General features: G+C 66.0%; 8 protein-coding genes and 2 pseudogenes. 4 read left to right on the top strand and 6 right to left on the bottom strand.

All coding sequences use genetic code 11. The features are described from left to right. The 3 genes from ACZ60B_RS41765 to ACZ60B_RS41755 all read right to left on the bottom strand — a co-directional run. On the bottom strand, positions 1–243 hold a 243-nt coding region (locus ACZ60B_RS41765; RefSeq protein WP_469397017.1), incomplete at its 3' end, for a helix-turn-helix domain-containing protein. A gap of 284 nt (positions 244–527) precedes the next feature. After that, complete coding sequence (locus ACZ60B_RS41760; RefSeq protein WP_469397012.1) at positions 528–1,973, bottom strand: aldehyde dehydrogenase family protein; 1,446 nt, start codon at positions 1,971–1,973, stop codon at positions 528–530. A 456-nt stretch (positions 1,974–2,429) separates the two neighbouring features. Next, positions 2,430–3,077, bottom strand: coding sequence for a cysteine hydrolase family protein (locus ACZ60B_RS41755; protein ID WP_469397010.1), 648 nt, complete (start codon positions 3,075–3,077; stop codon positions 2,430–2,432). A 689-nt stretch (positions 3,078–3,766) separates the two neighbouring features. Between ACZ60B_RS41755 and ACZ60B_RS41750 the strand changes: the two genes are divergently transcribed. Continuing rightward, positions 3,767–4,594, top strand: coding sequence for an alpha/beta fold hydrolase (locus ACZ60B_RS41750; protein WP_469397008.1), 828 nt, complete (start codon positions 3,767–3,769; stop codon positions 4,592–4,594). A gap of 153 nt (positions 4,595–4,747) precedes the next feature. Here the strand turns inward: ACZ60B_RS41750 and ACZ60B_RS41745 are convergent. After that, positions 4,748–5,986: pseudogene (locus tag ACZ60B_RS41745) on the bottom strand (IS256 family transposase). A 379-nt stretch (positions 5,987–6,365) separates the two neighbouring features. Between ACZ60B_RS41745 and ACZ60B_RS41740 the strand changes: the two are divergent. Continuing rightward, positions 6,366–7,835, top strand: a complete 1,470-nt coding sequence (locus tag ACZ60B_RS41740) for an FAD-dependent oxidoreductase (RefSeq protein WP_469397005.1) — start codon at positions 6,366–6,368, stop codon at positions 7,833–7,835. A 719-nt stretch (positions 7,836–8,554) separates the two neighbouring features. Here ACZ60B_RS41740 and ACZ60B_RS41735 read toward each other — a convergent pair. Continuing rightward, a complete protein-coding gene (locus ACZ60B_RS41735; RefSeq protein WP_469397002.1) occupies positions 8,555–9,151 on the bottom strand; it encodes a TetR/AcrR family transcriptional regulator in 597 nt (198 codons plus the stop codon). A 90-nt stretch (positions 9,152–9,241) separates the two neighbouring features. On the opposite strand from ACZ60B_RS41735, the gene ACZ60B_RS41730 reads away from it, so the two are divergent. Further along, on the top strand, positions 9,242–9,994 hold the full coding sequence (locus ACZ60B_RS41730; RefSeq protein WP_469397000.1) for an SDR family oxidoreductase: 753 nt from the start codon (positions 9,242–9,244) through the stop codon (positions 9,992–9,994). A 279-nt stretch (positions 9,995–10,273) separates the two neighbouring features. Then, complete coding sequence (locus tag ACZ60B_RS41725) at positions 10,274–11,497, top strand: MFS transporter (protein ID WP_469396998.1); 1,224 nt, start codon at positions 10,274–10,276, stop codon at positions 11,495–11,497. A gap of 61 nt (positions 11,498–11,558) precedes the next feature. Here ACZ60B_RS41725 and ACZ60B_RS41720 read toward each other — a convergent pair. Continuing rightward, positions 11,559–12,072: pseudogene (locus ACZ60B_RS41720) on the bottom strand (transposase family protein); the annotation flags it as partial. Between the last annotated feature and the right edge of the window lie 162 nt (positions 12,073–12,234).

Raw genomic sequence — 12,234 nt, 5'->3', positions numbered from 1 at the left:
CTTGTACTTCGGATGGAGCGAGTCGAAGCCGTCGGCGTTGAAGTCGTGGATCACGTCCCGGACCCGGTCCGCGCTGGTGAACGTCACCTCGGCGATCTTCGCCACGGGCATGCCCTGCGCGGACAGCAGCACCATCTGGGCCCGTCGCCAGGTCACCACCGACCCGGTGCCCCTGCAAATGATCCGCAGCGACCGCCTGCCTTCGTCGTCATCAATCTCCCCGACCCGCACGCGCTCAGCCACGTGATCATTCTGACCGCCCGCCGCCGCCCGCGCAGCAGCCGACACATCATCACAGGGCGAACGTTGCTTGATGCAGCACTAGAGCCCAGCAACTCGACTCCACGCAAGCCGGGGCACATCAACCTGTCGTCCGGACCTCATCAAGCCTCAACCGTGGGGCAGGTCAAGATGTCACCCGATCGTGCGGCAGACCCTCTGTCGACGTGCCTTCCGGCGTGTGGCTTGCCCTGACTCGCACGAGGCAAACCACACGGATCATTCCCTGAAGCCGAATTGGTGGGTTGTCACAGGGTGAGATCGGTGAGGACCAGCACGCGTTCGTAGGTGTAGTCATCCATGGCGAACTTCACTCCTTCGCGGCCGACACCGGACTGCTTGACGCCGCCGTAGGGCATCTGGTCGGCCCGGTAGGAGGGAACATCGCCGACTACGACGCCGCCGACCTCCAGAGCCCGATGAGCCCGGAATGCCGCCTGCAGGTCGCGCGTGAACACTCCGGTCTGCAGGCCGTACTTGGAGTCGTTCACTGCCGCGAAGGCCTCGGCCTCGCTGGAGACCTTGAGCACCGTGAGAACTGGTCCGAAGACCTCCTCGCAGGCCAATGTGGTGTCAGCCGGAACATCCGCGAGAACCGTAGGCGCATACGAGGCGCCATCGCGCTTGCCACCGGTGTAGAGCGTGGCACCGGAGACGACGGCTTCGTCGACCCACGACTCGACGCGGCACGCGGCGTCCTCGCTGACGAGCGGGCCCACATCGGTCCTGTCGTCCGAGGGGTCCCCGGTGACCTGTGACTCGACTGCCGCGACGATGCGCGGAAGCAGCCGGTCGTACACCGCGGCGTCGGCTATGACGCGCTGCACGGAGATGCAGGACTGTCCGCCCTGGTAGTTGGAGAAGGTGGCGATCCGGTCGGCGGCATAGTCGAGGTCTTCGTCACTGGCGAAATCGCCCAGTACGACGGCCGCACCGTTCCCGCCGAGTTCCAGCGTGCAGTGTTTCCTGGGGACCGAATCCATGATCGCATAACCGACCTGCTCGGAGCCGGTGAACGAGATGACGGGCAAGCGCTCGTCCTGTACCAGCGCAGGCATCCGGTCGTTGGCGACCGGCACAATGCTCCACGCACCTTCTGGCAGTTCGGTCTCGGCGAGCAGGTCCCCGAGGATCAGGGCGGACAGGGGAGTGTTCGGCGCCGGCTTCAGGATGATCGGGGCGCCCGCCGCGATGGCCGGGGCGACCTTGTGGGCGCACTGATTGAGCGGGAAGTTGAAGGGCGTGATGCCCAGCACAACCCCCTTCGGGAAGCGGCGGGTGAGGGCCAGACGGCCCTGGCCGGCCGCGTCCGTGTCCAGTCGCTGAGCCTCACCGCTGTTGAAGCGGCGGGCTTCCTCGGCGGCGAACCGGAACACGGACACCGAGCGACGTACCTCGCCGCGGGCCCACTTGATCGGTTTGCCGTTTTCCGCGGAGATGAGCTGTGCGATCTCCTCGGTGCGCTCCACGAGTCGCTTGCTCACGTGGTCGAGAGCTGCGGCACGCAGGTAGGCGGGGGTTGCTGCGAACTCCTCGCGAGCGGCGTATGCAGCGGCTACCGCCTCCTCGACCTGATCGTCGGTCGGCACGCTGACTTTGCCGACCAGTTGGCCGGTCCAGGGCGAGGTCACAGCCAGTGTGGTCTCGCTGCTGGCCTGGCGGCCGGCGAGCCAGAAGGCGCGGGTGGAAGTCATGTCCGGTCACGGCCCTAACGTTCGGGGTGGGCTGACGCGTATCCGTCAGCGGGTCTCACCGTAGGACCGTCGCCGTCAGGGGAGATTTGTACAAAATGTAGCGATCCCCGCCCCGCAGACGCCGGAAGGCCAGTTCACCTCTGGCTGCTGCTTTCGCTACTCCCCGCGCTTCGCATACGGCGGAAGCGGTGCAGTTTGGAAGCTGCCGCTGTCTGCGGACCTATGCTGTGGATTTAGGCGCCCGCAGCCTTGACTGCAAGGAATTCCTCGACGCTGAGAGTCTCATGCGATATGACCGGATACCGCAGGGTCATGGCGTCGTATGCAGGGCGCCCGCCGAAGGCCGCTGTCGCGTCCGTGAAGGTCGTGACGTGAAAAGCGAGGTGAGCCGCTTCCATAGCGAACGTGCTCGGCAGTCACCTTCATGGGCAGGCCCGCTGTGCCGAGGGGGCAGTTCTACCGCATTCTTTCGATTACCTCGTCAGTCGACAGCACCGCATGGGCGAAGAATCGATAGTTGATGATCGCCGCTTGATAGCCATCGCCCCAGACCGGGTGTCGGGGGCCTGCTGTCGCATCGCTGACCAGTGCGACCTCAAATCCTTCCTCTATGAGGTGACGCATATGGGACTCGACACACATGTTTGCCAGCATGCCGCCGAGAATAATCCCTTGCATGCCACGTTTGCGCAGTTGCAGCACCAAGTCGTTGGTTTCTGGACCGAACACCTTGTGGGGGCTGGCGACCACCGTTCTGCCGTCTTCAATATAAGGCTTGAACCGGTCCAGCCAGTCGGCCCCAGAGTCTCGGAAGCCAGTCAGATCCAGCTGGCCGGCCCTTGCGAACGTGTGGGTCTCGAGCTCGCTCGTCTCAAGAGGACCGTTCATCCGCCATCCACTATCCGTCGGGTAAAAGTAATGAGGCGATATGAAAACCCCGTATCCGCCTGCCTTCGCCGTCTCGAATATTCTCTCCATATTCTCAACGGTCCTGTTCTCCGTGACGCTCGCACCCACCGCATCCCAGTTGGCCCCGTACTCGCTCAGCACGTCGTTCTGTGGGTCAATGAACACAACCGCCGTGTCAGTCTTATTGATTTCCATCTGGCGCTCCTCGTGCGACAACAACGACGGGTGTTGCAATTATGGATAGCAGTACGCGCTTCCGTGAATTCGGCTACGGTGACGGTTCTTTCGATCGGGCAGTATCGGCGATCGACGTACTGACCTTGCGGCATGGAGACGTTGACCGGTCGTTCCGACCACCGTTCCAGCTTGCCCTATTGCCGAGCGTCGCGCATCGGTCAACTGCTGTACCTCGGTTTTCCTCCCTGTCTCCTCCGCGGTGGCGAACGAGCTGCGGGGGCAGTGCGGAGTGGTTTCGGAGTGACGGCGGTACGGCGGGCAGGCGGCGGATCCGCAGTGCGATGAACGGCCCGTACATCTCGTAGGCCCGTCTGAGACCGCGGGGGCGGGATAGGAGTTCTCCTGCCACTTCACTCCCTTGGCCGTCCCGCGTCAGACGGTCATCGGAAGGCCGTGCTGCCCGTGGATTCCCCGTTTCACCGGTGCGCGTTCGCCGATACCTGAAGGAGGCTGTCTCGCACGGTACGGCCGGCTTCGGCAGGGCGACACCCTCCAAGTTCAAACCCGGAAATCCCGTCCGCGGGACCACGCGGGCCGGTGCATTTCGACGCGCGGCCGTGCTGCCACTCGGTTAGAGTCCGACGAGGTGTTGTGTGGCCACGGCACTGATCTCGACGAGTTCTGGACCATCTCGAGAGGACTCTGACATGCCCTTCGCAACCGCCAAGGACGGCACACAGATCTTCTACAAGGACTGGGGGTCCGGCCAGCCTGTTGTCTTCTCCCATGGCTGGCCGCTGACTGCGGACGCCTGGGACCCCCAGATGAAGCTCATGGCGGACAACGGCTTCCGTGCGATCGCTCACGACCGGCGTGGCGGCGGACGATCCGGCCAGGCCTGGGGCGGCAACAATCTCGACACGTACGCCGATGACCTGGCCGCTGTCATCGAGGCTGAGGACCTCCACGATGTCATCCTGGTCGGCCACTCCACCGGCGGCGGTGAGGTCACCCGCTACATCGGAAGGCACGGCACGGACCGGGTCGCCAAACTGGTCCTGCTCGGCGCGATCCCCCCACTGATGCTCAAGACGGAGGCCAATCCCGAGGGCCTGCCCATCGAGGTCTTCGATGAGATCCGTGCGGGTGTGGAAACAGACCGCTCACAGTTCTACAAGGATCTGAGTGCCCCGTTCTACGGCGCAAATCGCGACGGATCGACGGTCACCCAAGGAATCCGTGACGAGTTCTGGCTCTGGAGCATGACAGTGGGCATCAAGGGTGCCTACGACTGCATCAAGGCATTCTCGGAGACGGATACCACCGAGGACCTCAAGAAGGTCGACGTGCCCACGCTGATCGTGCACGGCGACGACGATCAGATCGTGCCCATCGTGGCGGCTGGTGAAAAGTCCTCCAAGATCGTCAAGGACGCGATCTACAAGGTGTACCCAGGTGCCCCTCACGGCCTGGCGATGGTCCCGAAATTCGCCGAGACCTTCAACAGGGACCTCCTCGAATTCGCCCGCAGTTGAGTCAAAGGCGTGGCTACGCCACGACAGCTCGGCCCGGTGACGGCACTGATGCCGGCCTTCCCGGGGCGGGCTGTCTGACGGTCTAGAAGCAGTTTCTTCATGGTCTGGGGTCTGGGCCCCGCCCGCGCGGTCATGTCCCGCGAGGTGGTGCAGTCACGGCAGCTGTTTCGGTTCCGGTTGTGGGGTGATCTGCGGTTCGGGTTCGGCCGGCTCGGTGATGAAGAGCTCGGCCATGGAGGCTTCCTAGAAGTAGCGGCGGTCGAAGGTCCGCCATGCGTCGTGGAGTTCGGCCAGGACCGCGGCGGCGAGCCGGTCCAGGGCAGCGGGGTTGGGGAAGACCTGGACGACATCGGCCCGCCGTTTGACCTCCCGGTCCAGCCGTTCCAGCGGATTGGTCGACCAGGTCTTTTTCCAGTGCGCCGCCGGGAAGTCCGCGAACGCGGTGATGTCCACGGCAGCGTCCAGCAGCATCTTCTTGACCTGCGGGAACTGTCCGCCGAGCATGTCGGCGGCCACGTTTGGATGCGAACCTCCTCGCCGGTGGTCTGCGCGAAGACGGTGCGAATGGTGGCCGCCGTCATCTCCCCGGGTCCCCTCTCGATCACCGAGAAGACGTCCCGGACGAAGTGAACCCGGCACCTTTGCCAGGCCGAGCCGAGAAAGACGGTGCGGATCGCAGCCACCAGCCCGCTGTGACTGCCGGAGATGACCAGTTGGCCGTTCTCCAGGCCACTGGCCCGCAGCGAGCGCAGGAACGTCGTCCGGAACGGCTTCGCCTCACTGTCACCCACCATCAGCCCGAGGATCTCGCGATGCCCGGTCGCGGAGATCCCGGTGGCGATGACCACGGCCCGGGAGACAATCCGGTGGTTCACCCTCGCCTTGCATTAGGTGGCATCCAGGAAGACGCTGGGCAAGACGGTGTGGTCCAGCGGCCGTTCCTTGAACGCGGTCAGCTCGGCGTCCAGCTCACCGCAGATACGGGAGACCTCCGACTTGGAGATCCCGCTGTCCGCGCCGAATGCTTTGACCAGGTCGTCGACCGAACGGGTCGAGACTCCGTGCACGTAGGCTTCCATCACCATCGCGAACAGTGCCCGGTCGATCCGCCGCCTGCGTTCCGGCAGCGGGGAAAGAACGACCCGGTCCGCGTCTTCGGAACCTTCAGCTCCAGGTCGCCGGCCTGCGTGGTCAGCAGGCGTTCGCGGTGTCCGTTGCGCCAGGTCGTGCCCCTGTCGGAGTGCTCACCCGGGGCGACACCGATCATCTCGGTGGCCTCGGCCTCGATCAGCTCCTGCAGAATCGCTCGCACACCACCCTGATCGCTTCAACTACCTCCGCCCGACGTAGTGACTCCAGCAGCCGCATCAGCTCAGACTGGGACAAGGCCATCGCACCCTTCTCCGGTCGAACTGCCCGTTCACCAGGAAGACTTGCGCGATGGTCTGCCCTTGTTCAGAAAGCATGCACCTCTGACGGATACACCCCCCCCCGGCAGACACCCGCGCATTCCGCACCCCTACCCGGATACACCACTTCACGAGACGCGATCGCCCGCGCGACGCGGCTGTGTATGTGTGTGGTGTGTCGCGCGGCAGCTATAGGTCGACGGTACGGTGAAATCAGAGTCGATTCGGCTTATCAGAGTCTGGCGTAGTGGGGCGCTGGGTCAGGTGCGTCGGGGCTTTGGCGCCCTGGTCGGTCGGCGGAGGTCTTGGGCTGCCCGGACCTGCATGCTGCCCGCGATGGGTGACTACCTGGAGGAAGGCGCATGGATTTCGACACACAGGTAGTGATTGTGGGTGCTGGGCCGGCGGGGCTGCTGCTGGCTGGCGACCTGGCGGAGTCCGGGGTCAGCTGTACCGTCGTCGAGCGGCGCGTACGGAACTCAGACCTTACGCGCGCGTTTTCTGTCAATGCGCGGACGCTGGAGCAGCTGGATGCCCGCGGGGTCGCGGATGATCTGATCGCGACAGGTCTGCGAAATCCCGTTCTCCAGTTTTTGCAGATCGATCTGTCGCGGTTGCCGACTCGCTACCCTCATGTTTTGGTGACGCCGCAATACAATACCGAGCGAGTGCTTCGCGCCCGCGCCCGCGCCCATGGCGTCGAACTCCGTGAAGGCTGCGAAGTCACAGGTGTCCGGCAGAGTACCGATGGCGTCCAGGCGCAGGTGCGGAATCCCGACGGCACCGACGACACTCTGCGTGCGGCCTATGTCGTGGGTGCCGATGGGCGCAACAGCACGGTGCGGCGATCGCTCGGCCTGCCGTTTCCCGGCCGCGCGGCCGTGCGGTCGATGATGCTCGCTGACGTGCGGCTCGCTGAACCTCCGCGGAAGCCCCCCACTGTGGGTGCGGTGGGGGACGCCTTTGCCATCATTGTCCCCTTCGGAGATGGATGGTTCCGCGTCATGGCCTGGAACCGCCGCCACCAGATGCCCGACAGCGCAGAGGTCGATCTCGATGAGATCAAAGCGATCGCCCGCCGGGCGCTCGGCCGAGACTTCGGCATGCACGACCCGCGCTGGATCTCGCGCTTCCACAGCGACGAACGGCAGTGTCCGCGCTACCGGGACGGCAGGGTTTTCCTCGTAGGGGACGCCGCCCATGTGCACTCGCCGGCGGGTGGCATGGGAATGAACACCAGTATTCAGGATTCGGCCAACCTCGGCTGGAAACTCGCTGCGGTCCTTCGCAGCCGGGCTCCGGATGCTCTGCTTGACACATACCAGACCGAGAGGCACCCGGTGGGGCGCAGGGTGATCCGCAGGAGCGGCGCGCTTCTGCGTGGAGTGCTGACCACCCCTCAATCCCTGTGTGGCCTGCGGGACTTCGCTGCCCGCACTGTCCTTCGCTTCCCGCCGATCGCCAAGCGACTGGCGCGAGCCATGGCCGGGATCGACATTGCGTATCCTGCGGCGGTCGGCACTCATCCGCTCACCGGTAAACGGGCCCCGGACATCCCCCTGACCGGCGGGCGGCGCCTCTACGAAGTTCTTCGTGGGCGCCGATTCGTGCTGGTCACGCCGGCAGGCGAGCCGCTTTCTACTTCAATTGCCGACGACTGGGGCAGTGAGGTGGAATTCGCCACTTCAGCCGGTCCGACAGGAAAAACGGTTCTGGTCAGACCCGACGCCTACATCGCATGGGCCACATCCGACCAGTCCGCCAAGAGCCGGGACGACAGGATCCGAGAGGCCCTGGCCAGGAACTGTGGCCCGGCGACGACAGAGGAGTAGCGCCAGGGGGACTCGGCCAGATCCCCCGTCCAGGCCGACAGCGTGGCGCCTTCGGTGTGGCTGCACACTGCCAACTCCCCTCTACGAAAGGACGATTGTCGAACATCTCGTGATGCACACCAGAAATATGCTTCCAGGACGCGTAGTCGTTCTCGATGTACGACACGGGAGCGAAGAAGACAGGGAATCCCTGCTCTCGCGCACCGGCGATGAGACGTTTGAGATTCTCGAACACCTCGATGGCCTCCCCAATCGGCCTCCCCAATCAAGCCGTTGAGGTGCCCGGACCCCGGTCACCCGCCGGTGACCCCGTCGGCCCTTTCGCTGGGCCGTGAGATCCGAGAGGAGGTCGCAGCCGACAGGCTGCCCCGATCGGCCTGAAGCCACTGGCGGACGCCCTCATCGCAGCCGGCAGTCCGAATTCCGGCCCGCCCAAAGCGAGCCACACGCCGTAACCCACGCCCGCCCCATTTGGCGGGGCGTAGCAGCAGGCGCCCCCGGGTCTGCCGTCGGCTGCGAGGACGTCTGCACCAGGTGACTCAGGTTCTCCCAAGAGCGGAACCGCGCCTACACCTGCGCAGGCCCTGGGTCACCACCGGCCCCAACCGCATGACCCTCATCGCCAAAGCCGTCCTCATCCTGGAGAGGCAACGCCGAGAACGCTCAGCGAGACCCCTCTTGCCCTCCCGTAACCCTGACGACGTGGTCCGACGGGTCCGTCAGTTCGCGAGGCGTGGCAGTACGGCGAGGGCGGTGCGAGCGATGTCCGTCAGCGTCTCCTCGTCGGCTCCGGCCTTGCCCAATGCCTCGATGCCGCGCAGTACGGCGAGCACCAGTGCGGCCAGCCGTCCGGGGTCCGCGTTCGCGTCGAGGTCGCCGTTGCGCTGGCAGGCGGCGATGTCGTCCTCCAGCAACGCGTGCAGCGCTTCGATGGCCGTGTGCGCACGCTTGGCCACGGTCTTGTCGTGTTCGGCGAGCTCGGCGGTGCCTTTGGCCAGCAGGCATCCGCGCTGGGCGGTGTCCGCGGCGGCGGCTGCGGCGACCGCGTGCACGTGGGCGGACAGCCGCGTGTAGGCGTTCTCGTCATCGCCGCGCAGCTGCTGGGCTGTGGCGTCGACGACCGCGTTGCAGTAGTCGTCGAACACGCGGTGGAAGAGGTCCTGCTTGCCGCCGAACGCGCCGTACAGGCTGCCTTTGCCGAGGCCTGTCGCCGCGGCGATGTCGTCCATGCGCGTGGCGGCGTACCCGCCCGCCCAGAACTGCTCCCGTGCGGTCGCCAGTACCTGCTGCTCGTCGAATTTCCGAGGTCGTGCCATGTAGGTGATCCTACGCTTTTTTGACTGCTTCGTCCATAACGGCTAACGTTATGGACGAAGCAGTCAAGAACCATCGAGGAGTGGCACGTCATGACGGAAGTACTCGCAGGCAAAGTGGCCGTGGTCACCGGGGCGAACAGCGGCATCGGACTGGCCGCGGCGCGGCGGTTCGCGGCTGAAGGCGCCCACGTGGTCATCACCGGCCGGCGCCAGGATGCGCTGGACGCGGCCGCTGCCGAGATCGGCCAGAACGTCACCGCCGTCCGCGGAGACATAGCCAGCCCGGCCGACCTCGACCGGCTCTTCTCGGTCATCGCCGAGCAGGGCCGCCGCATCGACGTGCTCTTCGCGAACGCGGGCGGCGGGGAATTCGCAACCCTGGAGGAGGTGACGGAGCAGCACTTCGACGACACGTTCAACATCAACGTCCGCGGGACGCTCTTCACCGTGCAGAAGGCACTGCCGCTCCTCAATGACGGCGCCTCGGTAATCCTGACCGGTTCCACCGCCGCCACCACCGGCGGAGAGGCGTTCGGCGTCTACGCCGCGTCGAAGGCCGCCGTCCGCTCCTTCTCGCGCACCTGGGCCAACGAGCTGCGCGGCCGTGGCATCCGTGTCAACACCCTGGTGCCCGGACCGATCAAGACCCCGGGAATCACCGGCCTCGCGCCGAACGAGGAAGAGGCCAAGTCCCTCCACGCCTTCTTCGCGCAGCAGGTTCCCCTCGGCCGCATGGGCGAGCCCGCCGAAGCAGCCGCTGCTGCTCTCTTCCTCGCATCCGATCAGAGCAGCTTCGTCACCGGCACCGAGCTCTACGTCGACGGTGGACTGAATCAGATCTGAGTAATCCTCCGTTCCGCAGCGGGGGCCGAGAGCCCCCGCCTGCGGGAAGACAGGACTCGCCTGCCCCGTGACCCTGTCGTACTGGGCAGGCGCTGCCCGAACGGCGCAGCAGGTCACCGGCGCCACTGTGGTCCGGGTCACCGGCCCGAGCGCGCCTCGTTCTCATGGTCACGCCGCTGTGACCCCTGCCGCTCACGTCCCACAGCTGCGGCACAGCCGCCGCGCAACAACGCGGCACGGGCCACGCACGGTCCCTGATCTCTCCAGGAGAGAAGAAGCATGAGTGATCACTCCAGCACGGCATCGGTCGTCGGTCGGCCGGAACCGCTACGGGCAGCAGGGCACGCCGCACCCTCGCCGCAGAGCAACTGGCCGGCCGTCGCCTCGGTCGCCTTGATGTCCTTCGTGCTGGTGCTCTCGGAGTTCCTGCCGATCGGGCTCCTGCCCGTCATCGGATCCAGCCTTCACGTCTCCGTCGGCACCGTGGGCCTGGTCGTCGTCGTACCCGGCCTGACGGCAGCCGTCACAGCGCCTCTGCTCACCATCGCCTCGGGAAAGCTCGACCGGCGCAAGGTCCTGATCGCGCTCGCGGTGTCCTTCACGACCTCCAACATCGTGGCAGCACTGGCCCCCGACATGCCGGTGATGGCAGTAGCCAGAATCCTGCTCGGCATCGCCGTCGGCGGATTCTGGGCGATGGGTGCCGGCGTCGCCGCCCGACTGGTGCCCGCCGAAGCAGTTCACCGCGCCACCTCACTGATCACCGCCGGCATCTCCGCCGGCACCGTGGTCAGCCTGCCGCTCGGCGCACTCGTCGGACATCTCGCCGGATGGCGAACCGCGTTCATTGTTGCCGCAGGCGCTGCCCTGCTCGCCCTTGCGGCTCTGGCACTGCGACTCCCCTCGCTGCCGCCCGCCGGAGCCATACGCATGGCCACGCTCACGTCGTCCCTGCGCAATCCCGCTGCCCGCATCGCCCTGCTGGCCACCGCTCTGATCTTCCTCGGGCACTTCGCCGCCTACACCTACATCACCCCCTACCTGGAAGACCGGGAACATTTCGGCTCATCCGCGGTGACGCTGGTTCTCCTCGGGTACGGCGTGGCAGGACTGGCCGGCAACTTCGCCGCTGGCGCGGTCATCGGCCGCAGCTTGCGCGCGGTCTACATCACCGCGGCCGTCCTGGTCGCCGCCACGGTCGTCCTGCTCAACACCCTGACAGGCGCCGCACCCGCAGTCGTCGTGCTCGTCATCCTCTGGGGTGCGGCCTTCGGTGCGGTGCCCCTGGCACTGCAGACATGGATCCTGCACGCGACCCCCGACGCTCCCGAGAGTGGCATGGCGCTCCTGGTCAGTGTGTGCCAGATCGCACTCGCCGCAGGATCACTCATCGGCGGTGTGGTCGTCGACGGCTACGGCGCTCCGGCAGCCTTCGCCCTCGGCGGCACGCTCGCCCTGCTCAGCGCGGCCACTCAGATCTTCCCGCGCCTGTCCCGCCGCTGATCCCGTCGAGGACGGCGTCGGACCGGCACACAACTGTCCTGTCGCCGACGTGTGATGTCCAGCCAGCAAGCGGGATGCGCTTGACGGTGGTGCCCCAGTCGCCCGCACCGGTGCAGGCCATATCAGCGAGGATCGAGACGCCCTGGCGCGCGCAGATCCGGGGGCGCCTTGTGGGTGCGGGCGGCCGTCAGATCGTGGGTCCGGCCCGTCAGCGCCGGCGACAGCCACAGGATCCTGCCAGCCGGGTCGGTGACGACCTGGACCTTCACTCCGTGCCGCTTGTGTGTCGAGGAGCAGTCGGCCCCGCCATGGCTGACGCGGTCGCACTCCGCAAGCGTGCCGTCCAGGAGGACGAAGTCCGGGTGGTGCGCGCGCGGCGTCTTCAGCAGCCTGGCGCCTGCTCGGCAAGCAGACCGGTGACCGTGGTGACATAGGCGTGGGCGTGCCGACGGATGTCCCGGCCGCGGCAATACGGGCAAAGTGCCGTGGCGGCGCAGATAGACGAGTGCGACGAGCGCACGGCGGTGCGGCGGGAGGTGTCACCGCCGGTCACCCTCACGGGTGACGATGAGCATCGTGACCCACTTGGCCAGGGTGTGGGGCTGGTCGAGTGCGGCAGGACGGAACCAACACGGCTCTCATGCCAATGCCGCGGAGTTAGAGTGGAACCTGCCCACGTCAAGTGGGTTGGGGGTATTGGTGGTTGAACCGTACGACGCAACGGGATCTCTGATAGC

This window comes from Streptomyces sp. NPDC104096 (genome assembly GCF_055584385.1).
The sequence above is the reverse complement of the archived record's forward strand: the minus strand, read 5'-3'. Positions and strand labels throughout refer to the sequence as shown.